Genomic DNA, 24,964 nt, shown 5'->3' on the forward strand with positions numbered 1-24,964 from the left:
ATCTTCTGATAATTCATATTCTTCTTCATCTATTTCTAATATTTTATCTTCTATGTCTATTCCCGTTATTTTTCCTTCTACCTCTTTTAATTCATCTTCATCATCGTCTTGTTCATCTTCATCATATTTGTCATCATCTTCATATCCTAATAATTCATTTAGTACTCCCCCAGGTAGTCCTCCCAAAAGACCCTCTTCTTTCATTTCTTCTATTGTATCCTGGGATAGGTTCGCTTTTATAATTATTTCTTTCAATACTCCTGGAGATAAACTATCAATATACTTTTCAATTAATTCTACAACTTCATCATCGGATAATTTTGAATTTAAAATCATTTTCTTTATCTGTCCAGGCGGCATATTCCCCTTATCTTTATTTGGCTTAGCAAAAGCTGCTGTCGACCCTGCCGATACCATTATTGCTACGATTAACACAATTGATATTATTTTTTTCATATTCATAATCTCCTTCCTATATAATATGGTTTTTTATTTGTTTGCCTATTACTCCGCAAATTGTATTCTATGTACACCGTAAATTAATGAGCAAACAATTCTTTCAATTTCTCTTTTCGTTATATCAATACGAAGTAAGTTTATTTTTTAGGTACCTATAAGAAATCATTTAAAAATATGATACTTGAGAATTCTTCATTTTTGACAATAAAAAATCCCTTGGATTTCTTTATCCATGGGATCTAATTAATCAATATTAATGTTATTATAGATACTTGATATTTCTTTCAGTCTTTTTAGCATTTCTTATTTGTATATTTCTTTAGTATATTAGTAACTTGTATTGGTTCATATGGCTTTACTAAATCTTCATCCGCTAATTTTTCTTCTATCACTCCAAACTGTAATGATTTATCTAATGGCGATGTCAATATTACTCTAGTATCTTCCATCCTTAATTGTTCCTTTACTATTCTACATATCTCTACACCATTGAGAATAGGTAGTACTATTTCCATAAAAATAAAATCTGGCTTTTCATTGTTTATCATTTCCAAACCTTCAACCCCAGTTGTAGCAGTTTTTATCTGTATAGAGTCATTATACTCCCTGATTATATCTTCTAAATTGCGACATTCACTATCATTGTCATTAATGATTAGTACCTTATACATTGCAACCCCCTACTTTCCTGTTTAAAATTATTCCCCATTATGTACTAAGTCTTATAACTACTCCCCATTGTAGTTATATAGTTTCTGTTTATAAATATTAAAAAGCACCCCCCAACAGGTGCCTAATTTTAAAATAGCAATAATACTAAACAAGTTAGTATAGTTATTACACATTATTATTGGCAACCTGTCAATCATAGAATCAAAGATTCTTTAGACACATGGCTTTGCGTCCTTATCTTTCGATAAGTTTGCCTTTTCAATTTTTTTGATGTGATTTTTACGAAGTTGTTTATATATATAATCATATCCTATTAATCCTAATTGCAATAGGACTTTATTCTTATATTACTAAATTAGATATTTATTTTTAAATTCCTTCTTTTTCAGTAAAAAAAACCATTACTTTCATACGACTTTTTTCTATTTTTTTCTCTAATATCTATTTATTCTGTTAATATTTTTAACTTTATATATTTCAGTACCATTTTTTATATTGTAAAATACTTCTAATTTTTTATATATCAACCCTAAAGTAAACAGAATTAGAGAAAGACCAAAAAGTCCCACAGATATAATTAAGCTACTTGGATGACTAATACTACTTATATATTTGATATTGTATAACCCAAATAAAAGCAATGACATAAGTAGAGTGACTCCAGAAAAAATAAAAGGAATCTTTTCTAATGTCGTAGTGTACATTATAAGAGCATTAAAAATATCTTCTATAGTTTTGACTCTATTTTTTATTTTACTATTATTTAAGGAGGTAATTATAGGACTATAATTTAGCTCAGACCAACTAAATCCACAATTTCTAAACATTATATTTCTATTTGTGATTACCCCTTTACTCTTAGTTATAGAGTACAATGCTCTTCTAGAAATTAGCCTTAAATCATTACTATCTATACTAACTTTCCCTTTTGATACTTTCGCCAATCCTTTTGAACATAATTCTCTCAAATAGTTTTGTGAGGATTTTGATTTTGCAAAAACAATATCATTTCCTTCTCCAGTAGACTTATTATACATTTTAAGTAAAATCTCCATTGGATAATCAATAGAAATTGATTCGATTTCATATATGTAGTCTCCTATTGATATATCTGTACCAGCAAAAAGAGATTTTGCTACACCATGCTTTTCCCACATATTTATAAGAGAAACATTTCCCTTTATCATATTCTTTGTTTTAAAAATTTCATTGAACGTTCCATCATCACTACTATCATCGACTAAAATAATTTCGTATGAAGTAAAATTTTGATATAAAAATTCATCTAATTTAAGTAAAAATTTTTTTACCTTTTCTTCATCATTATAAGTATAAGCTATTACCGATACATATGTAGTTTCTTTCATTATATCACCTCGTCTAAATCATAAATGGTATTTATCTTACCTGACAGTACTGAAACAAACCTAGGACTTGTTGAATTCTCTACAATCACTGTAGGTCTAGAATCATCTAGCTTAGCCATTGATAGTATAGGCTTAATTGAAAATAAAGAGTCTATATAAACTAGTTTAATATTACTATTTAAATATTTTTTACTTAATTGATTCATATTTATCCATGCAGTCTTTGGTTTATGTTTACATATATTACAGTTTTCAAGATTAGAAACACTACATTTATCACTATTATTTTGACAATCAAATTTAGGCAATGAATTAAAGCTAGTTTTATGATGGGTAAATGTAACCGAGGTTAACGAATGTACTCCCCTTAATCCAAAGGGCATAACCGAAAAAAATGGTCCATCCATTAAAGTTAATCCTATATCCTTAATCCTCTCACTTGTATCACATAGGATTATCTCAGATATTTCGTATTTTATATTAAACTTTTCATATCCAAATTTCTCTATAACTTGATTTACACTTGCATAGGTTGCATTTATTACATTATGGGATATAAAGTTATAATCTAAATTAGTATGAATATAATAATTGTTCCCTTTTAAAGAAACACCCGATATTCTTGTATTATAGAAAATATTAAAGGTTGAAGATCCTTTTAAATATTCTAATAAATACTCCTTGATTTTAATTGAGTCAAAGGAGTACTCCTCTGTTATAAAGGCTTTTTCTACCATTCTACTATCAAAGTATTCATCAACCTTTGTTTCAGCACAGGGAATATTACTGTTCTTACAAAACATTTTAAATTGCTCTCCAGAGGTTAAAGAATAATCTTTGGCAATACCATAGACTTTTTTAAATTTGTTATTAATCGCAAAGCTAAAATCCTTATTAAATCTATGAAAATAGCTAGCAGATTTCATTGCTGTAGTAAAGCTTCTTGGATAATGATACCCCCTATGAACCCTTGCTTGATTAATATAAGAGGCTCTTGAAAAAGAAGTACTATCATATTCAAGTATCGCTACCTTCAGACCCTTTTCTACTAATTTCTTTGCAGCATATAATCCAAATATCCCTGATCCTAAAATTATATAATCATATTTTCTATTCATTATAATCACCTTCTTTTTGTTTCCTTGAGAAACTTTAATTACTTGAACCTTTATCAATTTCTTCTAAAATTTTTTTGAAATGGTATCATTATCCATACGACTCTTTTACTCTAAATTTCTCCTAGTATACTTCTTTATGAACTTTCTCATTTCTTCAAATACTTGATTTTTACTATACATGTAATTTGACCCTTCATTAAATAAATTTGAATGTATGCTCCTTATATCATAGTTTAGTGGTAATCTTTCGGTAACATTTTCAAAATCTACTTCAAAGCATTCTTTCGCCAATTCTTTCGCACTTACTGGTTCAGAGTTGAAATTTATTATTGGAATATTTTTTTCAATAACTACTCTTATATCCTTCCAGAGATTCTTGAGATGATAATATTGAAATACACTATCCCTATGGGTCCATTCCAGACAATGATTATTTAATAGATCAAATACAAAGTTTTTCTTTAATCCTTCACCATATATAGCTGGTAGTCTAATAATACTAACATTTTCAAAACTATTTTGAATAAATCTTTCTACCTTAACTCTGTTTTTTCCATAGGGGTGAAGTCCATCAATCCTTATATTAGTATTTTCATCAGCATTATTTGGTTCAACATATACATCTACTGTTGAAATTAGAATCATTTTTTTACAAGAAACCTTTGAAAGGTTATTTAACAGGTTATTAATCTTTTGTAGGTCTTCATTGGGATATTTATTTGCTATCCATTTTATTCCCGATACACCTGCACATACTAATATATTAAAATCCTCTCCCTGTATTTCATCTATATTTGAAGAATTATATCTTATATCAAATCTAAATTGCTTATCTAGATTGCCTCCAACAAATCCCGTATATCCGATTAATCCATTCATAATCTAACCTCCTGTTGCTTAAATTCAAACTTTCCTAAATACCTTTGAAAGTCTAATATTTCATCAAGTAGCTTTCTAATTTTTTTAAATTGCATTAGCTGAGGATAGTCAATGGTTACTAAATTAATAAAATTAACGTACCAAAATTGAAAATCTATATGCTTACCTAGATTATAAATTTTCTTTTTATATTTAAAACTCCAAGGCTTAAAACCTGCATAATGCAATCCATATAATATTGAAATATCAGGATATCCACCAAAACCATTAAATATCAAATCAACATTAGTTATATCTCCAGCCCACCTAGTGGATATATACTGCATTTCTGGCCAATTAAATACATCACCAATGAAATCTTGAACTTCTGGTTTTTGTATGTCCTCCATGATACTATTGAATTCTTTTACAGAAGGAGTAAGTACTAATAGTGAGCTATTAACTCCCATATTTGAAGGATCTTCCTTTACTCTGTTGCAAATATCAGCAGGTATTTTACTCCCATGTGGACATATATCATCATATACCTCATGCCATTTCCATTTTTTATTCTCCATAACGTTATCAGGCAAAATATAATTTCCTTGGTCATCATATTCTAGACAATACTCCCTTTTTTCATTTACAGTTCCTGCTGGTGTATCTAAAGTAAAAAGATGGTCATAATTCCTCATTGGAAACACATCTGAATCTAACATAACTATTTTTTCATAATTAAATCCTAAATCTCCGTCTTTTCCCAGTCTTAGTGAGTGAAATCTAGTAAATAAAAATGGTCTATCTTGCCTTTTCTGTCTACGTTTATGATGGACAAATATCTCATTGACTTCAATAACATAGTCATATACCATCTCTAATGCTTCTTTAGTTTCATCAGATATTTTCTCTGTTACCATGCATATAATATCAGCATCAAGATTTTGCTTCCTCAACCCATAAGCCAGCATTAATCCCCCTGGTAAAAAGCTATCATTCATCATAATAAAGGTTACAAAAGCGTATTTTCTAGTTCCATCTTCCCTACGCATATTTTTAGGTTTCTTAAATAAATCTGTCATTATCATCCACTCCCATTCCATTTTTGCGCAAAAAATAAAAGGCTGTAAATTAATAACATTAATTTACAGCCTAAACATTCAATTGTACCTTTTAAATTAGATATTACTTTTATTAATCCTATAAAAAATAATATATCATAAATTCAAATAATAGATTTTAATTTATATAAAACCATAAACAACCTATATCTTGCTTTAAAAACAAGATAAGAAAGCCTAATCAAAAAATCACTTTGCAGATTTATCGATAGAATATATTATGGTATTTTTTATGGAGTTTAACTAAAAAAGTTAATAGTTTTATATATCATATCTATATTTTTATTATTATATAAAATAATGCTCTAAAAGGTAAAATCAAAGTCTGTAAATATGTCATTCTTATCATTTAATAAAAAATCCCATAGCAAATTATCCTAATTAGATAGGATAAATAAAAAATATATCTTTTCATGCTATTTTGATCGATTTTTTTAATTAGATAAGAAATAACATAATCATTTTCTCTGACCTCTCCTTTCTTAAAGCAATTAAATTATACTAAAAAAATGTATTATTGTCAATTTGTAGAATTGTTTTATATGTGATTGCTTTGCAAATGTTCTTAAGAGTTATATTCATTAGGAGTTATATTCATTAGGAGTTATATTAATTAGTACTTCTTTTATATAGTATACAAGTTTTCTTATTATATTTTATCTTGATAAATTAAATAGTCCCATTATGAGTTAACTCATAATGGGACTATCTAGTTTAATTATTTGCCTGAACAATAGCTTGTTATTTTTTCTGATTTTTTTCTATTGCATTTTGTAATTGAAGCTTCAAGTTATTATACTGATATAGTTTTAATTGTTAAAAACCTATTAATAATATTGTTATTTATAATAATACTCTAGTTTTCTACTTCTTCAATATAATGATTTCCGTTTACGCGAAAATAACCTATGAAATTTTTGTACTCATCATAAAACATACTTTTTTCTTCACTATTTAGAAGTTCTGGATTTTTCACTAAAATTGATGCAGTGACACCTAATCTACTTCCAGGTTTGATTAATACATTTTCTTGATTATACTTTAAACTTTGATCAATATCGAAAAAAGCATCTGCAAATTCTGGTTTGAAAAATAAATAGAAATAGAAAGAAATAGGTTCATCAGTTGTGTTTTTGAATTTTATTTTATATGTAACTTTAGAATACTTATTGTCTTGTGTCCCATCCTCTTTATCGCTTCCATATTTTAGATTAATTTCAGGTTCTTCAAAAACTATATCAACATAATTATTCAATCCTGAGTAATCTGGATTATCTTTGTTGCTATTGATATACTCAAAAGTAAAAGGAGTTAAATTTTTTGTTTCATCGACATTCTCTTTAATATCTATTTTTTTGAAATAAATAATAGCTATAATTATTACTATGGCTAAAGTAAAAATCATAATTCTTTATTTATTTTTCAAATAATCACCTCATATAACTCTAGTAAGTTTCAACAAATCTTGCGTTGTTTTGCCATTTATAATTTGCTATAAAACTAAGATAGTCATAATCCATATAATGATTTGCATACTCACCATCAGCATGATTTTCAGCATCAAAAACTACAACATAATCAAGATTACCATCATCATTAACAAAGTTTGTTGATGTCCATCTATAATAATATGGATCGGTTACAATTAACTATACAACTAAATTAAGGTCATGTAAACTAAAAATAATATATTAAAAGGAGAATCGTTTATATGACTAAACGAGAAAGAAGAATCTATACTGATGAATTCAAAGCACAAATGGTCAAATTATATGAAAATGGTAAATCTAAAAAAGATATAATTCGTGAATATGACTTAACTCCAACTGCCTTTAATACATGGATTAAAAGAAGCTAGAATACTGGTTCTTTTAAAGAAAAAGACAATCGCTCACCTGAAGAAAACAAGTTGATTAAACTTAGAAAAGAGGACCAACAATTAAAAATGGAAAATGATATTTTAAAGCAAGCGTCACTGATATTAGGACGAAAGTAAATGTGATTAGAAATAATGCTCACAAATACAGTGTATCAGCAATGTGTAATGTAATACAACTCCTTATAGCACCTATTATTATGAGTCTAAAACCAAAGAAACAACTGATAAAATCACACCTATGTAATTGAAATATTTAAGTCAAGTAGAAACAACTATGGAACTAGAAAAATTAAAGTAGAACTTGAGAAACTAGGGTTAGTTGTATCCAGACAAAAGATTAGTAGAATTGTGAAAATCAATGGATTATTATATAATTACACAGTTGCCCAATACAAACCTCATATTAATAAATGCAATGAATCAAAGATTTCCAATGAATTAAATAGAGAATTTAATAGGGAAATCATTGGTCATAGTATAGGTCCAAACAAAGATGCAAGCCTTGTATACCGAGCTTTCTCTAGCATTAGAACAAATCTTAAATCTATTACAATGTTTCATACTGATAGAGGTAATGAATTTAAAAACAAAGTGAGTGATGAGGTTTTAGATACCTTTAAAATCAAAAGATCATTAAGCATGAAAGGATGCCCCTATGATAATGCTGTAGCTGTAGCTACATTTAAAATATTTAAGACTGAATTTACCCAAAATTATCACTTTAATAATCTGGATGAACTAGATTTCATGCTATCAGATTATATTAATTGGTTTAATAACATTAGGATTCATTCAACACTGGGGTATTTAAGCCCTAGAGAATATAAACTACGTAACCTTAAAAAACTGTCTAATTCAGTGTTGGAAATCCAGGTGCAAGTTACTTTACTCAAGCTTAAACCTTTGTAGAAGTTACTCTATGTTTAACCACCACATCATCATAAGTAGAATCAGTTGAAATATATAGGTCAATAATAATTTGTTTAAATTCTTGATGATACCTATTACTATTTTAATTTTTACTCATAATGACACATACTTTCAAATATTACTATATCTTACTTTTTGCGTTTAGCTTTTATACTAATATCCCTCTTTTTTAATTGTTTTTATTATTAGATAAGTACAAACTCCCATTATACTTGCTAAATAATAGATACTATAGATTATCATACTATAGTAACTAAATTCAGCAGGCTCACTAGCCCCTAAGACCATAGCTACAATGGTAGTTATAATGACACCTAACAAGTATATCCCAATAAACAACAATATAAGCTTTATTAATTTTGGCATATCAATTCCTCCTAGTGTTACTTTTAATATTTATATATGCAATAGCTTTAATGCTAATTACATTTTATATTATTAAAATAATTTCAGCACTATATTAATACTAATTATTGAAATCTCAACAAATTTTTAATTAAAAATTTGTTGAGATTTCTTGCCAATTACTATATATTACTATAGTAAAAACTGTAAGTAATGAACTAGTGAAATCATAAAATTAGTAATAATAATTATACTATTTTTAATAAGTTAATATATCATTTAACCAAATTTGTGTTGACTTCTTTATAGTTCCTGAGAATGTAGGAGTAAATGTAATTGAGCCTTTTCCAATAGCAACTGAAATACCACCAACTATTTGTTTATGACCGTATTGCCCTATTATAGTAAATTTTGCACCTTCTGGTACTGCTGATTTTGCATTCCCGACCTTTTCCCAAATTCTCCCATTAGCTGATACATCATTCATTTTTGGATCCCAATTTCCTGAGACACCATAAAGATTCCATTCAGTTGAATATAATTCCGTATGCCATCCTTGATTAGCAGGTGTATAATGGTCCACATAAAATCCTTTATCTATATAGTTATCAAAGTAACCAGCTGTATGAGATATTCCTAAACCATCTGTTAATGTGTAGTTTGGCATTACAGTCCAATTAAAATTAAAGCCTAAAATTTTATTACATTCTGATGAAGTTGAAACATCACTTACATCTAGTGATGTTTCAAGTATACCCGTATCTAGGTAATCTGTAGCTTCAAAATCTGCACTACTAGTAGATACCTTTTCTTCTTCTGTTTTTACTACAATAGAAGAGTCAAAGTTAGTTAAATAATCTATACCATTATTATTAATATAATTTAACAGATCTTCCTTTTTATTAAACTTTTTCAAGTTATCATACTCTGATTTAGTTAATTTGATAACCTTAGTTTCTTGAACTATAGTATTGGTATCTTGAACTTTAAAAGATGAATCTTTTGCTTTTTCACTTGTAACAAAAAGGTCATATGATTGGCTATACTTAAGCAATACTCCATTATTTTTTATAATATCTTTCAGTTCTTTTTCAGTTAAAAAACTCAGTAGAGTTTTATTATAACCTGCTTTTTCCAACTGATTACTGTAGACTTTAAGGATTGAATCTTTGCTCATACTATCGATGTCTTCCACTGTTTTAGACTCGGCAAAACTTGTAATGGTTACTGATACAAATAGAATTGTGATAAACATAAAAACAAATAACTTTTTCATAATATCGCTCCTCATATAATATTAATTCCTAAACTATTAAACCTAATAGTTTTTTAGTTGATAAAATACTTATACTATACATTGAAAAATGTTATAATAACATTGTAAATTAAATATAGTCTTTTAACTCTACTCGACTTGCTGGCCGGCAATCATTTGAGTTTTAAGGCTATTTTTATTTGGGTCTTTATTTCTGAACATAGTCTCACCTCCTTAAAATACTTTTTATAACAATGTTCCATATTTACATATTAGATAGAATGTTTCTATCCCCTTATACCTCCATCATCATCACTATTTGTATGCATTTCTATATCATATCCATTTTGTATGTCCCCTGCATCCATTTTGTTTTCACTATGATTTTCTATTCCCATAGAGATGTTAGATGTTAATCCCAACATAATAATAAAAGCTATTAATTTTTTCATATTAATTAATCCTCCTTATTTTATATTTAATTCATATCCTTTATTGAAAGCTTGTAACGACTCTTTCTCTTTACCCACCTTCATTAGTAGATTGCCTTTTTTTAAATAAACATCTACTAAATCTTTTTTTCTCTGAGTACTTTTCAATACATCAATTAGGCTTGGAAACTTCTCTAAAGCACTTTTATCATCTTCTTTCTTTATGTAGTAATCAATATATAAGTTTAAACCCTCAATTATGTACTTCTTTAATCCTTTTATCTTACTAAATTCTAGTGCTTCTTCAAGCACTTCTAACGCCTTACTTTCTTCATCTACAAGTAAATAATATTTATGCAATTCATATAATGTAGAAGGAAGATCTTCAGGATTATAACTTACTTTTAACTGCTTGGCTTCTAGTAAATGTTCATATGCCTTATCAAGTTGGTCTGTCTTTAAATATATATACCCAAGATTATTTTCTATCTGAGCTTTTATAGTAGGTTGATATTCGTTATCTAGTACATTATTAGATTCTCTTAAAATACACAGAGCATCTTCATATTTATTTGCTCTTATTAGAGTAGATGAAAACTTAATAAGACTCTTTGCATATCTTTCTTTATCGGAAACTTCCTTATCTATTTTACATACTTCATCAGCATACCTTATAGCTAAATCAGAATTCTTCATATCATTATGACATGCTGCTAAATTAAAATATATATTACTTTTTAGTTTTAAATCCTCTACATCTAATTTGCCATAGAAAGACAATGCTCTTTGATAATTATTTAACGAAATTTCATACAACCCTTTTCGGTAATATACATTACCTAACTTCACTAGACTTATAGATAATTTCCTATAGTCTTTAATTTCATAAAAATAAAGTATAGCTGAGTCTATGTATTTCTGGGCCTTATCAAATTTTTTAATTGAAAGATATGTTTGTCCGAGTATTAAATTTGTTTGGCCAAGCATTTCAATCAAATTATATTCATCTGCATATCTAAATATATTCTCACTAAGCTCCAATACACGTTCAAGATTTAGTAATACTGCTTGACTTTTCATTTCTTCTATCCATAGCTTACAATATCTCTCTACTTGTTGCAGTTCAGTCTCTAATAAGTACTCTAAATTAATATCAAGCTTCTCCGCTAAATACTCTAATAATTTCAAATTGGGACTTCTTTTATTATTCTCAACTAAACTCAAATGTGCTTTAGACACAAAATCTCCAGCTAGCTCCCTTAAAGACATCTCTTTTCCTTGTCTTAATTGCTTTACCTTCTCACCTAAACTTAAAACTACCATGTATCCACCAACCCATTGTTTCCATTTTTGTTTATTTATAGTATTTCTTTTGTTAACTAAATTGTATCATGCCTTATAAAAAAGTAAATAGGTTTATTTTGTCTATTATTGTCGAATCCAAAGCATTTATCGTACTCCTTGGCTTAATATCAATGATTATGCAACCTAAATCTTCTATATGTTACTTTAGTACTACATTTTCAAGTCCATTTTTTTAGTTTACAATATTTTTTTCACAAATTTGATATTTTACTAACTAGAGAGTATCATTGTGAATTCATAGATTGTTTGAACACTAAAAAATATGTACTGCATAACCTCAAAAACTGTCTAATTTAATGTCGATAATTCACTATTATTTTATTGAAGTGCTCATTTTAATTATGTCCATCAACTTCCATAAGAGATTTTATATCTTCTAAATTAAATTTATAATTAATGAATTTATAGTAATAATGTTTTTTGCCTTCACTATCATATAAATAAACGTAATTATCACCTCTTATTTCTAACATTATAGCGCCATAAAAAGTAAAAATAGGATTTGCCCGACCTAAATCAGAATGAAAATTAGATATAATCCTTCTTATGTTTTTTTTAGATAGAAATTCGTAAATATTCTCTATATCTCTATTCTCCTCTACTTCTATGGTTTCCTTTTCTCCAGTAACAGCATCATACTTTATAATACTTAGACTTGGAAATTCTTTAATTGAACTTTTGCTTTGCATCTCATTTTTTAATGTTGTTGGTAAGTGAATATATAAAGTACTTATTAAAACAACAAAGCATATTAGAATTGCAAAAACATATCTTTTCTTCATTTAAAACTTCCCCTTTTCCAATTTCAATATTTCCTAAACTTATATCATATGTTTAAATATAACAGGTAATCTTTGTAATTTCAAAGACTACCTGCTACATTGATTTTACTCCTGACATTAGTTTTCTATATCTATCTCTTATTCTATTCATCTAGATAATCTATAACTGGGACAGTCCTCTCAATATATAGCCCATTATAGTAGTTATATTTGTAAGCATCATAAGCTTTTGTTCTCATATAACTAGTGTCATAATAATGTTCACAAATTAATCATAGTAAAATGTTTCATACCCTAATGTTTCATATTTTGATTTTTCTATAACTTGCTCCATCTCTTTAACAATTTTCTTCCATACATCATTATTAGAAGAAAGATAATTTCCCTTTAAAATGTAATTCTCATTATTTTGAATAATATCTTTATAATCACTGATGAGTTCTTTTATTTTTATTAGTACTTGATGTTCATTTTCTGTAAGTTCATAACCTTTATCACCTGCATCATAAGCTCTCTTATTTAGATATTGATAAAAATAGTAATAAATATTCAGATTAATATCTTTAGCAGTTGATTCGAAATTACTGTCATTTAATCTCTTATATAATAGTGCTAATTCATTGTAATTAATAGAAAATTCTCTGTATCTTTCTATAATTTCATTTACATTAGCCTTTGTTATTTTTTTGTTTTCAATTATTTGTTCTAATAACTTTTCAGTATCGTTTAAACCCGTTTTTATAAATCTCATTTTTTCATTTATACTCTTATCTATATATTTTTCATATTTAGACGCCTCAACACTAATATTAAAATATAAATATGAAAGCAAAACTATAATAGTGGCTAATAATATTATTACTTTCATATGATTACTTAGCTTATTACTTTTATTATATTTATCCATATCTATCCTCCAAGATAATAGTTTAACTTATAACAAATGCACCTCTCAGACTCAACTCTTAAAATTGTATCAGTAGCAAATCCTATTCTCATACTAGAATTTTTAGAGTCTTCAAATTCAGGATTTATTTCACAAGGGATATGCTTTTTATCAATTTTTTTGCATATCCTCATTGAATTTTAACAATATTTGTTCTATATCATATCCGATTTCCCTTGTAATTTCATAATCAACAAGTTCCCTTGACGTTTGATGAATTGTTATTATCAAATTTTGATATGTAATTGTCATAAAATCACTTAATCTTTTTAAATCTGAATCAATTAGATTATTATCATGACCTGGCATAAAGAAAACAACATCATTTCCTATGTTTGTTGATGTATACGCAATGTTAATAGAAATTAACATATCATTATTATGACTTTTAAAGCAAAGTATATCTTGGGTTGTTTTCGAATCATTATCAGGTAATGTTATCCAGTCCCTTTTTCCAAAAGTATACTTCTTACCTAAGCCTACTGTCGTTTTGCCATCAGAACTATAGATCATATCACATTCATCTATCTTTAAATTATCTTTGATGAACATGACTATTTTTCTAAAGTCATTATAAGTAAAAGTGGTTTCCTCAACATCATTGTTTACAGTATCTTCTTCAATATTATATTTGCTGTTATGTTCCTCGATATTGTTTGTGATATCTTTCTTTTTAGTATCATTGTTACATGATGTGATAAATACTACACTAAAGATTATCATGATAATTATGACTTTTTTACTCATTACTTACTCCCCCCTTTCATATAAGTCAATAGCTAGTAGTAAAAAATGGATATCTAAGCGATAACATTTTTTTCTTTTTTTTACATATATAATCAGTTTCATTAACTTAATTGTAACATATATTTACTAATTATAAATGAGCTTAATTTATATAGATTTTTCGACTTAAAAGCTTTTTTTATATTAAATGACTTGATATCAATAGTTCTTCATATTAAATCTTGTATATGTTACTATGGTACTATATTTTTATTCCCAATGATAATAATTATCATTTACAACCAAGTGATCTTATGATAAAATTATTGATGGCGTATTCACAGGATATAATACCGCGGCAAATATATTCTTGAGTATGGAGGTAATTAAATGGCAAAAATGATGGAACCTAGATTTAAACAATCTAGACGTCTAGGATTAAACGTTTGTGGACATCCTAAAGCAATGAATAGGGCTGGAGCAGGAACAAGTAGAGCAGATAGAAAACTATCTGATTATGGCTCCCAGTTATTAGAGAAGCAAAGGTTAAGAGCATATTATGGAGTTATGGAAAAGCAGTTTAGAAGAAGATATGTAGATAGGGCTATGAAATCAGAAGGTATTACTGGTAATGTATTAGTCCAACTGCTTGAAAGAAGATTAGACAATATGGTTTATAGAATAGGATTTGCTTCTTCTATTCGTCAAGCAAGACAAATGGTAAACCATGGACACATATTAGTAAATGGTAAAAAGGTCGACAGACCTTCCTATGAAATAAATCTAAACGATACTATAACTATCAGAGAGAAATCTAGAAAGAACGATATGTTTGTAGATAATTTTGTTAATGGCTATAGTTTTGTATTAGATTATATTGAAAGAGATGTTGAGAATTTCTCAGGTAAGCTTGTTAAAATGCCAAGTAGAGAAAACATTCCTATAGATATTAACGATCATCTAGTTGTAGAGTATTATTCAAGCATGTAAGTGAGAAGAACGTATACTTTTGTGCGGTTTCTTTATATAAATATATAAATGAAAATCCCCTTTCCAAATAATTTGGAAAGGGGATTTTATTATTAAAACTCATAAATATTTAATCAAAATATTCATTTTCTAGAATAGACATTATCATCATTGATCTATACTTATCTTCTACTCTTTTACATTCTCTCAGCATTCCTTCAACTGTAAATCCAGCTTTGATGTATAAATTTATAGCCTTGGTATTGTCTTCATATACATCTAACCATAATCTATGAGATTTAAGCTTTTCAAATGCAAGCTCCTTAATTAGATTTATACTTTCTTTTCCATATCCTTTTCCTTTCTGAACTATGGCTATTCGTCTAAACTCTGTGCTTTTATCCTCTCCTTTTAATCCTGCCAACAATACATATCCGATGATCTCTTTGGTATCTTTCCTTTTTATTACAATATGTAATTCATCCTCATTATTAATAGATTCCCTATGGCGCTCTTTAGACCATGAAAATATATATTTCTTATTATCTTCTAAACCCTCTATTTTCAGTACTTCATCTAAATCATTATATCCTGTTTTATAAAAAAATAGTCTTTCTGACTCAATAATAGAGTTTCCCAATAAAATCCCCCCTTATCATACAAAATGACAGCTACTCCTATTAACATTATGCTCTATATTTATAATATAACATACACTATCTAATTTAAAGTTTTCTTATCCATAGAGGAAATTACATATTTATAAATTAAAGATATTTGACAGAATTGAATCCTATATTAATATTTTTCTTCCTAAAAAGGACCAAAATTAATCAATACAGAGATTGCTACAAGTAAAGCACCCATAACCGTCCATACTAAAAATAATGGTATCATCCATTTCGCCCATTTCTCCCATTTGATTCCACCAATTGCTATTGCTGCCATGAAATAGCCTGAAGTTGGAGAAATTACATTAGAAAATCCATCACCAAACTGAAAAGCTAATACTGCTGACTGTCTGGTTATACCTACTACATCTGCCATTGGCGCCATAATTGGCATTGACACTGCTGCCTGACCGCTTCCCGATGGAACAAATATATTTATACAACTTTGTACTATAAACATTCCAATTCCACTTATAGCGGAAGGTAATCCTTGTACTATACTTGCCATACCATATATGATTGTATCCATAATTTTTCCTTCTTCCATTACTACCATAATAGAAGTTGCTAATCCAATAACTAAAGCACCATAAACTAATTCCTTTGCTCCTCCCACAAAGTTTTCAGCTATTTCGTTAATTTTTTGTCCACCTACAACACCTGCAACTATGCCTATTATTAAGAACATTGCTGTCAATTCAGTAATATAAAAGTTCAATTCAACTACACCAAAGGCTAATATAGCTAATCCTATCACTAATACTAACATTACTAATTTATGTCTACCATTAAATTTAGGAATTTCTTCCAGATTGAAATTCTTATGATGTTTTTTGTCTTCTTCATACATAGGACTAAGAGTTGGATCTTTCTGAATCTTACTAGCATATCTATATACATATATTATTGTAACTCCTAATATTAATACATAACTAATTAATCTAAATCCTATTCCAGAGAATAATGGTAATCCTGCTATTCCCTGAGCAATACCTACAGTGAATGGATTTAAAAATGCTCCTGCAAATCCTGCTCCTGCTCCTAATAAAACCATTGCCGTACCTGTTATAGTATCGAATCCAAGGGCAAGAGCCAAGGATATGACTATTGGATAGAAGGGGAGCATTTCCTCAGCAGATCCTAACATAGCTCCTGCCAGTGAGAAAATAAGCATAGTAACTGGTATTATTAATTTTTCTTTCCCTTCCATTTTTCTAACTATCTGACCTATTCCAGCATCTATTGCTCCAGTTCCTTGAAGAATTCCAAATGATCCCCCAATCATTAACACGAAGAATATAATATATCCAGCCTTCTCCATCCCCTTTGGAATTGCCTTAAATAATCCAAATGGCGATACAGGGCTTTTTTCAACACTATGATAACTATCAGGCACAACGAAAATTCTACCTGTTTCTGCATCTTCTGCTCTATCAAATTCACCTGCTGGTACTACATAGGTTAATACTACCACCAAAATAATTATGAAAAATAACAATGCATAAGTATGTGGAATTTTAAACTTCCTCATTATTTATCCCCCTCTAAACAAAATTTTTCTACTAAATCAAAGTAAATTTCTGATGCCATAATAATTTCATCAATATCACAAAATTCATCATTTGCATGGGCTTGATTAATATTACCTGGACCTAGTATTATTGCTTTAGTATGTGCATTATTGCTCAATAAAGCGGCATCACTCCATGCTGGAAAATCCCTAGCTTCAAGCTTCTCTCCCTTAACTTTTTCTAAAGACTTTAACGCCTCTACTACCAGTTTATGGTCTCTTTCAATGCTATGGGGTGTATTAATCATAGAAGCCGTAGCTTCTCTCATTCCTCTTAGTTCGAAAGAACCTCCCACTGAATCTACAGCTCTCTGAGCAATCTCTTTTATTTCTTCATGAACTTCCTCTAAAGTCTCACTTGGTAACCATCTTCTATCAATTTGAACAGTACATCTATCGGGAACTATATTTGGGTCATCTCCACCCTTTATCACTCCTACGTTGATTGTTCCATTCCCTACTAAATCAAATTTTCTATCCTCTATCTTTGGTGAAAGCTCTTTATATACCAATCTATTGAACTCCGAAGCAGCATATATAGCATTTATTCCTTCTTTTGGTCTACTACCATGGGTTGACCTTCCTTGAAATGTGACCTCTATCCATTCCATGCCTTTATGTGCTATTGAAACTCTTAACTCTGTGGGTTCCCCTATTACAGCCATATTAGGTATGAGTCCTCTATTAATTAATCTTTCTGTTCCCTTTGATCTTTCTTCTTCATCAATTACACCTGCAAACATGACTCCTTTTTCTAATTTTACATTGGCCCTTTTCATAGCAATTACAGCAGAAAGCATTGCAGCTATTCCACCTTTCATATCTGCAGAGCCCCTTCCATATATTTTGCCATTTTTTATATATGGATTAAATGGCTCATAATCCATAGTAAATCCAGGAATTGTATCTATGTGACCATTAAACATTAATTCTATCCCATTTTCTTTGCCATATAATCTTCCGTATACATTTGACCTATTAGGTTCTATCTCTTCTGTTTCAACTTCTATCTCTTCCTTCTCTAAAAGATCTTTAATATATTCTGCTACTTTGGATTCCTTATCTGCTGTATCTTTATGCCCCTCAATTGACACAAGCTTTTTCGTAATTTCAATTATCTCGTTTTTACTAACATAATCTGATATCCTCACTCTTATCCCCCTATTCTTTTTTAATGTTTACGTGTTTAATTATATCAACATGTTGATTAAAAAAACTTATTTTTATTTCATTTTTGATCACCCCCTATACAATAATTTTACATTATGTTTATAAGTTTAAACATATAAACATATTTGACAAACAAACCCTTTTTTAATTTTTATGCAACCTAGATTAATAAAATGCTAAAAGCTTATCAAGCTTAAAATTGATTGAGCTAAGGAAGTCAATACATATCCATTAACTGAATAAAATATCTCCTTACCTTCTTTTCTAGACACTAGAATTCTAGCACGCTTCATAATCTGTAGATGATGAGATATCGTTGGTCTAGAAACTGTGCAATGGGCTGCAATTTCATTTACATTCATCTCTTGATTTTTTAATAGCCTTAATATATCCAATCTAGTTTCATCAGCTAAAGCTTTAATTATTTCTATGTCTATATTATTTTCATTAATTCCCGACATATGCCCACCTACTATCTATACATAAGCATTACTTTTTAAACAAATCTTAAAATGGACCATATTTAATAATGCTTGCTATAATTAGTAATATACTTCCCTCAACACACCATATTATAAATAATGGTGCCATCCATTTGGCCCACTGCTTCCACTTAATACCTCCTATAGCCAATGCGGCCATAAAGTATCCAGAGGTTGGACTAATTATATTAGAAAAACCATCCCCGAACTGAAATGCCAGTACTGCCGTTTGTCTCGTAACTCCAGATATATCAGCCAGTGTTTTCATAATTGGCATTGTGACTGCTGCTTGACCACTTCCTGATGTTATAAATAAGTTAATTAAACTCTGAGTTATGAACATAGCTACAGCACTAATCTTAGGTGTTAATCCACTGATAGTCTTAGACAAATAAAATATTATAGTATCCATAATATTTCCATATTCCATAACTACAGAAATAGACTTAGCTAATCCTATTATTAAAGCACCATATACCAAATTAGAGGCTCCTTTAACAAATTCAGATACAATTCTTCCCGATTTGAGTCCCCCAACTAATCCTGATACTATACCCATCATTAGAAATGTAGTTGATATTTCAAGTACATAAAAATTCCATTTAATTACTCCAACTAATAAAAATACCAATGATAGAACTATGACCAAAGAGACTCCAATCTGTCTATTAGAAATTGATGGAAGATTATCTATATTAAAATTAATATTATCATTATTTACATTATTTAGTCCAGTCTTACTTCTAATTTTACTTGCATATCTATAAACATATATAATTGCAGTTGACACAAATATAAAATACGCTATTACTCTTAAAAACATTCCTGAAAAAAAAGGAAGTTCTGAAACTCCTTGAGCTATGCCTGTTGTAAAAGGATTTAAAAATCCTGCCACAAAACCTGAGCCAGTTCCTACAAGTACCATTGCCACACCAGTTATTGTATCAAACCCCAGAGCTAAAGCAAGAGTAATGAACATTGGATACAATGGTAATGCTTCTTCAGCAGTCCCAAAAACTGCCCCTGCCAGCGAAAACATAATCATAACCACAGGAATAATATTTTTTTCTTTACCTACATATTTTTTTGCAGTATTACTTATCAATGTATTGATTGTACCAGTTGCATTAATAATACCAAAGCTACCTCCTGTTAAAAGCACGAATATTATTATATCGCCAGCTTTCATCATCCCTTCAGGTATAGCCTTAAATAAACCAAATATTGAAACTGGAGTTCTTTCAATTGTCCTATAGCTATCGGGGACAACATACCTTATACCTGTTTCAATATCTATTTGTCTTTCAAAGTTTCCTGCAGGGATAATATATGAAGATGCTCCCAATATTAATATAATAATGAACAACAATACATAAGTATTTGGTATTCTAGCTTTCATACATATTCCCCCGTATGCATAATTTATCATGTTTAAACATATCAACATATCCTTTACTTACATTATTCTACAAATAATGCACATTCCCTTCTTTTTCTCTAAAAAAATAAAAATCTTTCGATGAATTACAAAAAAAGCAGCGAAAAATTCGCCACTTTTTATACTTATACTATATAACTATCAATACTTTTCTTCATAGTTCCAGTTTCCATAAAACGTTGATGCCACGACAATGCTTCACCGAGTAAAATTGGTACATGTTTATTTTTACCCTTGCATGCCCTATTAAAATAATCCCATAGCATACCTTTATAGACAGGGTGAGCACAGTTTTCAATAATTATCTTTGCTCGTTCCTTTGGTGATCTTCCCCTTAAATCAGCAATGCCATTCTCAGTTACTATTACCTGCACATCATGCTCTGAATGATCACTATGGGAAATCATTGGAACAATCGTTGAAATATTACCACATTTTGCTATTGACTCAGTTGTAAATACAGAAATATATGCATTTCTTGTAAAATCACCAGAACCCCCTATTCCGTTCATCATTCTACTACCCATAATATTAGTTGAGTTAATATTACCATAAATATCTGCTTCAATAGCTGTGTTTAAAGCTATAATTCCTAATCTTCTAATTACCTCTGGATTATTACTGATTTCTTGAGGTCGTAAAATTATCTTTTCTCTGTATTTCTTAATATTTCTATAAAATCTATCTAAACCTTCCTTTGATGGAGTTATGGATGTGCTCGATGCTATTTTTACCTTACCTGCATCTATGAGGTCAAAAACAGAATCTTGAATAACCTCAGTATATAACTGTATATTTTCAAACTTAGAGTCAACCAAACCTGCCAATACAGCATTAGCAACAGATCCTACTCCAGATTGTAATGGCAATAGATTCTTAGGTATTCTACCATATTTCACTTCTTCTTCTAAGAAATCAATCAAATTTCTAGCCATTTTTTTACTCACTTCATTTACTTGTGCAAGGGGTCTTACGTTATCATTTATATCTGTTATAACTATAGCTTCAATTTTATTCTTATCAATTGGAATATAGTTAGTTCCAATTCTATCTGATACGTTCTCTATGGGTATAGCTTTCCTATTAGGTGGTTTTTCTGGCGAATATATATCATGAATTCCCTCTAATTCCAGTGGTTGACTTGTATTTATTTCAATTATTACCTTATTCGCTTTTGATACTATTGTAGGAGAGATTCCTACAGATGTGGACGGTATTATATTACCTTCCTCTGTGATAGCGATAGCTTCAATTATTGCTACATCTATGTCTCCTAAAAAGCCATAGTTTATATATTGGGCTACATGACTTAAATGCATATCTATATATTGAATTTCCCCAGAATTGATTCCATTTCTACAGTCTCTTTGAGTTTGATAAGGCAATCTTTTATATATCATATTTTCTTTAGCTAATGCCCCATCTAATTCATCTCCCACAGAAGCCCCAGTAATCAAACAGATTTTGAAATTTTCTTTTGATTTCTTAATTCTTTTAGCTAAAGCCATAGGAACTGCTTTGGGATACCCTGATGGAGTGAAGCCACTGGTGGCTACAGTCATATTATTCTTGATAATTAATGAAGCTTCATAGGGGCTTGTGACTTTTTCTATAAGGTCGCTATTTCTGATTCTCTCTTCTAGCATTGCAATTCACCTCACAAAAGTCCTTTATTAGATTAAAATATTCTTTCTAGTTGAATAATTAGCTAATCACATACAACTTCAATATTTAATTACTCAATTATAGATATTACTTTTTTGTGTTGTTAAACTCTTTCTTTACAGCTTTTAAAAGACTATCATCTTTGATTACATCTATAGCAGTTAATACTAATGCTCCTATTGCTTCTCTCATTCCCTTATATGCTCTGTTTTTTATTGTTGCTTGAGCAAATTCTCTCGTATGAGCAATTATTTCTTCATCACTTATAGAAAAATGTGGGTGAATACTAGGGCATACATGAGATACATTTCCCATATCTAATGAGCCATAGCCCTCCCTAGGCTCATTAATCTCTTCTGCCCCCATGTCTTTCAATCTACTACAATACAACTCTGAAAGAGTATGATTCGTAACCAAATTATCATAGGACGCTTCATAGTTAGTTATTTCCAGCTCAGTCCCCGATGCCAGTGCTGCTCCGTTAGCACAGTTTTTAACCTTCTCCACTAATTCTTCTAGATAGGTTTTAGTTCTAGCTCTAACATAAAACTGTGCTATAGCAAGGTCAGGTACAATATTTGCAGCCCTTCCTCCATCTTTGATAATTCCGTGAATTCTAGCAGTTGATTTTATATGCTCTCTTAAAGCATTTATATTATTAAAGGTATTTATTGCTCCATCTAAAGCATTTATCCCTTTCTCAGGATGGGCAGCTGCATGGGCTGATTTCCCCTTAAATGTAAACTGTATAGCTTGAAGAGCTAAAGATGCTCCACTTTTAGTATGAGTATGATTGGGATGGGTCATCATCGCTACATCTATATCATTAAATGCCCCATTATCCGCCATTATTACTTTACCGCCACTGGTTTCCTCAGCTGGAGTACCAAATACAACTACTCTACCACCTATTTCATCTAGGAATTTACTTAGAGTAATTCCTGCGCCTGTACTTGTAGTTCCTAAAATATTATGTCCGCATCCATGTCCTATCTCTGGTAGCGCATCATATTCTGCTAGATATCCAATTGTAGGACCTTCTTTACCACTATCAAATTCTGCTCTAAAAGCTGTTTCCATACCCATATATCCCTTTTCAACATTAAAACCATATTTTTTTAGTAATTCAATATGGGCAGCGCTAGATTTTATCTCTTCATATCCTAGTTCGGGATTATTATATATATACTCGCTTAATTCTTTTAATTCATCCATAATCTCATTAATAGTTTGTGTAACTTTATCAATCATGCTATACCTCCTTGTTATCCAATAAATTGTCTACTTGCAAATTACTCATAATTTTCAAATCTTACATCCTATATAAGAACAACATATGAAACAACCTTTTAAAAAAGCTCCCTCATTTATTTAATTCATTTCTTCGAATAACTTTCCCCAGTCTATTTTCTAAAATTTTATTATTTTCTACAGCTATCTTTCCATTCAATATAACATAGTCAATACCCTTAGGCGGTAAATTTGGTTCTTCAAATGTTGCTCCATCAATGATGGTATCAGGATTAAAAATAACTATATCTGCGTCCATACCTTCTTTAATATTACCTTTATTCTTTAATCCAATTCTTTTAGCAGGAACAATTGTCATTTTTTTTAGGGCATCTATTAAAGTAAGCTCTTTTCTATCCCTAACAAATCTACCCAATACCCTTGGAAATGTACCTGAACCCCTTGGATGTCCTTGTCCACGTCGGAATAATCCATCACTGGCAACTGACACAAACGGAGCCTTTATAGCTTCAATAACCTCTTCTTCCTCCATAACAAATGCAACAACCAGCATCTGGGGATATTCTTCTCTTACTTTATAGAATAATTCCTTATCGCATCTTACTCCTTTATATGGATCTTCAGTTAATAGGATGCTGTCATAGGATTTATTCCATAATTCAAAGCAACCCTCATCAAATACAGCTGAGCCAATATAGGTACTAAAAGCATTGTATGGATAACAATCTGCTGCCACATCAATTCCTTCATCTATAGCTGACTGTATAATATTCAGAGACTCTTTCATCATTCCAAAGGCAGTGCAACTTCCAATATGGGATATCTGCATAGGCTGCTTAGTTATCTTAGAAATCTCAATCATTTCTTTTATTGAATCTATACCATATTTTGCATCCTTTCTATAATGGGCTGATAGTAATATATCCTCATCCTTAACTGCCTCACAGAGGGAAATAATCTCATCAATCGTAACTCCAGGTGAGTACTCTAACCCAAAGGATATCCCTATTGCTTGATTATCAATAACATCGTGAATAATCATTCTTTTCATTTTTTCTATTTCTTCCTTTTTTGCCTCTCTATATCTATCATTTATTCCTACTTTCTCTCTTAAATAGTTATGTCCAATAAAAGATAGATAGTTTACTGGTGCCCCATTCTTATCAATAAATCCAAAGAAATCATCTAAGCTTTGTCTATTATTACCGCAACATCCACTGACGCAGGTGGTGGCTCCCATAGTTAACATCCTATTTGCTATATCGTAATCGTCTCCATCAGCACTATTACCTATTACTTCTTCATGCATATGTATATCAATAAATCCTGGAGAAATCACTTTCTCTTTAGCATTTATTTCAATCTTTCCTTCATCCGATAACGAACCTATAGCTTCAATTTTCCCATCTCTAATACCGATATCCTTTATATCAGACCTGCCTGTGTCAAAGTCAAATAATCGTCCATCTAATATTTTTATATCATACAAACAAACTA

General features: G+C 29.6%; 23 protein-coding genes, 1 pseudogene and 1 riboswitch. Of the genes and pseudogenes, 2 read left to right on the top strand and 22 right to left on the bottom strand.

The annotated features are described in order from the left end of the window. From JMO20_RS15165 to JMO20_RS15195, 7 genes are all read right to left on the bottom strand, one after another. Nucleotides 1–456: hypothetical protein (locus JMO20_RS15165; protein WP_202710548.1), on the bottom strand; the 456-nt coding region annotated here is incomplete at its 3' end. 296 nt (nucleotides 457–752) lie between these two features. Further along, nucleotides 753–1,130 (bottom strand): response regulator, encoded by a 378-nt coding sequence (locus JMO20_RS15170; protein ID WP_202710549.1) that lies wholly within the window; start codon nucleotides 1,128–1,130, stop codon nucleotides 753–755. A 178-nt stretch (nucleotides 1,131–1,308) separates the two neighbouring features. Beyond that, nucleotides 1,309–1,396: riboswitch (cyclic di-GMP riboswitch) on the bottom strand. 169 nt (nucleotides 1,397–1,565) lie between these two features. Further along, complete coding sequence (locus JMO20_RS15175) at nucleotides 1,566–2,498, bottom strand: glycosyltransferase (RefSeq protein ID WP_202710550.1); 933 nt, start codon at nucleotides 2,496–2,498, stop codon at nucleotides 1,566–1,568. Then, the gene (locus JMO20_RS15180) at nucleotides 2,498–3,616 is read right to left on the bottom strand and encodes an FAD-dependent oxidoreductase (RefSeq protein ID WP_202710551.1); all 1,119 of its coding nucleotides are present in this window, start codon (nucleotides 3,614–3,616) and stop codon (nucleotides 2,498–2,500) included. The genes JMO20_RS15175 and JMO20_RS15180 overlap by 1 nt, the downstream gene beginning before the upstream one ends. Nucleotides 3,617–3,721: 105 nt before the next feature. Continuing rightward, complete coding sequence (locus JMO20_RS15185) at nucleotides 3,722–4,495, bottom strand: NAD-dependent epimerase/dehydratase family protein (RefSeq protein WP_202710552.1); 774 nt, start codon at nucleotides 4,493–4,495, stop codon at nucleotides 3,722–3,724. Then, on the bottom strand, nucleotides 4,492–5,553 hold the full coding sequence (locus JMO20_RS15190) for a glycosyltransferase family protein (protein WP_202710553.1): 1,062 nt from the start codon (nucleotides 5,551–5,553) through the stop codon (nucleotides 4,492–4,494). Before JMO20_RS15190 ends, JMO20_RS15185 begins: the two co-directional genes overlap by 4 nt. Nucleotides 5,554–6,448: 895 nt before the next feature. Further along, the gene (locus JMO20_RS15195; RefSeq protein ID WP_202710554.1) at nucleotides 6,449–6,997 is read right to left on the bottom strand and encodes a hypothetical protein; all 549 of its coding nucleotides are present in this window, start codon (nucleotides 6,995–6,997) and stop codon (nucleotides 6,449–6,451) included. A gap of 306 nt (nucleotides 6,998–7,303) precedes the next feature. Between JMO20_RS15195 and JMO20_RS15200 the strand changes: the two are divergent. Then, nucleotides 7,304–8,380, top strand: a pseudogene (locus tag JMO20_RS15200) (IS3 family transposase). Nucleotides 8,381–8,554: 174 nt separating this feature from the next. On the opposite strand, the gene JMO20_RS15205 reads toward JMO20_RS15200, so the two are convergent. From JMO20_RS15205 to JMO20_RS15235, 7 genes are all read right to left on the bottom strand, one after another. Further along, complete coding sequence (locus JMO20_RS15205; RefSeq protein WP_202710555.1) at nucleotides 8,555–8,767, bottom strand: hypothetical protein; 213 nt, start codon at nucleotides 8,765–8,767, stop codon at nucleotides 8,555–8,557. 238 nt (nucleotides 8,768–9,005) lie between these two features. Next, entirely contained in the window at nucleotides 9,006–10,022 is a 1,017-nt protein-coding gene (locus JMO20_RS15210) for a hypothetical protein (RefSeq protein WP_202710556.1), read from the bottom strand. A gap of 266 nt (nucleotides 10,023–10,288) precedes the next feature. After that, the gene (locus JMO20_RS15215) at nucleotides 10,289–10,453 is read right to left on the bottom strand and encodes a hypothetical protein (protein ID WP_202710557.1); all 165 of its coding nucleotides are present in this window, start codon (nucleotides 10,451–10,453) and stop codon (nucleotides 10,289–10,291) included. Between the two features lie 15 nt (nucleotides 10,454–10,468). After that, nucleotides 10,469–11,755 (bottom strand): helix-turn-helix domain-containing protein, encoded by a 1,287-nt coding sequence (locus JMO20_RS15220; protein ID WP_202710558.1) that lies wholly within the window; start codon nucleotides 11,753–11,755, stop codon nucleotides 10,469–10,471. Nucleotides 11,756–12,132: 377 nt separating this feature from the next. After that, nucleotides 12,133–12,579, bottom strand: coding sequence for a hypothetical protein (locus JMO20_RS15225; RefSeq protein WP_202710559.1), 447 nt, complete (start codon nucleotides 12,577–12,579; stop codon nucleotides 12,133–12,135). A 268-nt stretch (nucleotides 12,580–12,847) separates the two neighbouring features. Next, entirely contained in the window at nucleotides 12,848–13,486 is a 639-nt protein-coding gene (locus JMO20_RS15230; RefSeq protein WP_202710560.1) for a hypothetical protein, read from the bottom strand. A gap of 150 nt (nucleotides 13,487–13,636) precedes the next feature. Further along, on the bottom strand, nucleotides 13,637–14,272 hold the full coding sequence (locus JMO20_RS15235) for a hypothetical protein (protein ID WP_202710561.1): 636 nt from the start codon (nucleotides 14,270–14,272) through the stop codon (nucleotides 13,637–13,639). Between the two features lie 369 nt (nucleotides 14,273–14,641). On the opposite strand from JMO20_RS15235, the gene rpsD reads away from it, so the two are divergent. Continuing rightward, the gene (gene rpsD / locus JMO20_RS15240) at nucleotides 14,642–15,241 is read left to right on the top strand and encodes a 30S ribosomal protein S4 (RefSeq protein WP_202710562.1); all 600 of its coding nucleotides are present in this window, start codon (nucleotides 14,642–14,644) and stop codon (nucleotides 15,239–15,241) included. Between the two features lie 109 nt (nucleotides 15,242–15,350). Here rpsD and JMO20_RS15245 read toward each other — a convergent pair whose 3' ends face one another. The 8 genes from JMO20_RS15245 to JMO20_RS15280 all read right to left on the bottom strand — a co-directional run bounded on the left by JMO20_RS15245 (nucleotide 15,351) and on the right by JMO20_RS15280 (nucleotide 24,956). Continuing rightward, nucleotides 15,351–15,860 carry a GNAT family N-acetyltransferase gene (locus tag JMO20_RS15245; protein ID WP_202710563.1) on the bottom strand — a complete coding sequence of 170 codons (510 nt, stop codon included), beginning with the start codon at nucleotides 15,858–15,860 and terminating at the stop codon, nucleotides 15,351–15,353. Nucleotides 15,861–16,033: 173 nt separating this feature from the next. Continuing rightward, nucleotides 16,034–17,422 (bottom strand): YfcC family protein, encoded by a 1,389-nt coding sequence (locus JMO20_RS15250; RefSeq protein ID WP_202710564.1) that lies wholly within the window; start codon nucleotides 17,420–17,422, stop codon nucleotides 16,034–16,036. Beyond that, on the bottom strand, nucleotides 17,422–18,612 hold the full coding sequence (locus JMO20_RS15255) for an ArgE/DapE family deacylase (RefSeq protein WP_202710565.1): 1,191 nt from the start codon (nucleotides 18,610–18,612) through the stop codon (nucleotides 17,422–17,424). Before JMO20_RS15255 ends, JMO20_RS15250 begins: the two co-directional genes overlap by 1 nt. Before the next feature lie 195 nt (nucleotides 18,613–18,807). Then, complete coding sequence (locus tag JMO20_RS15260) at nucleotides 18,808–19,092, bottom strand: ArsR/SmtB family transcription factor (RefSeq protein WP_202710566.1); 285 nt, start codon at nucleotides 19,090–19,092, stop codon at nucleotides 18,808–18,810. A 46-nt stretch (nucleotides 19,093–19,138) separates the two neighbouring features. After that, complete coding sequence (locus tag JMO20_RS15265; RefSeq protein WP_202710567.1) at nucleotides 19,139–20,512, bottom strand: YfcC family protein; 1,374 nt, start codon at nucleotides 20,510–20,512, stop codon at nucleotides 19,139–19,141. A gap of 164 nt (nucleotides 20,513–20,676) precedes the next feature. Beyond that, nucleotides 20,677–22,197 (bottom strand): acetyl-CoA hydrolase/transferase family protein, encoded by a 1,521-nt coding sequence (locus tag JMO20_RS15270; RefSeq protein ID WP_202710568.1) that lies wholly within the window; start codon nucleotides 22,195–22,197, stop codon nucleotides 20,677–20,679. Between the two features lie 106 nt (nucleotides 22,198–22,303). Next, a complete protein-coding gene (locus tag JMO20_RS15275) occupies nucleotides 22,304–23,467 on the bottom strand; it encodes a M20 family metallopeptidase (protein ID WP_202710569.1) in 1,164 nt (387 codons plus the stop codon). 112 nt (nucleotides 23,468–23,579) lie between these two features. Further along, nucleotides 23,580–24,956, bottom strand: a complete 1,377-nt coding sequence (locus tag JMO20_RS15280) for an N-acyl-D-amino-acid deacylase family protein (protein ID WP_202710570.1) — start codon at nucleotides 24,954–24,956, stop codon at nucleotides 23,580–23,582. Nucleotides 24,957–24,964: the final 8 nt, after the last annotated feature.

Origin of the sequence: Sporosalibacterium faouarense, from assembly GCF_016765695.1 — a bacterium.
GTDB classification, from domain to species: Bacteria; Bacillota; Clostridia; order Tissierellales; family VENL01; genus Sporosalibacterium; species Sporosalibacterium faouarense.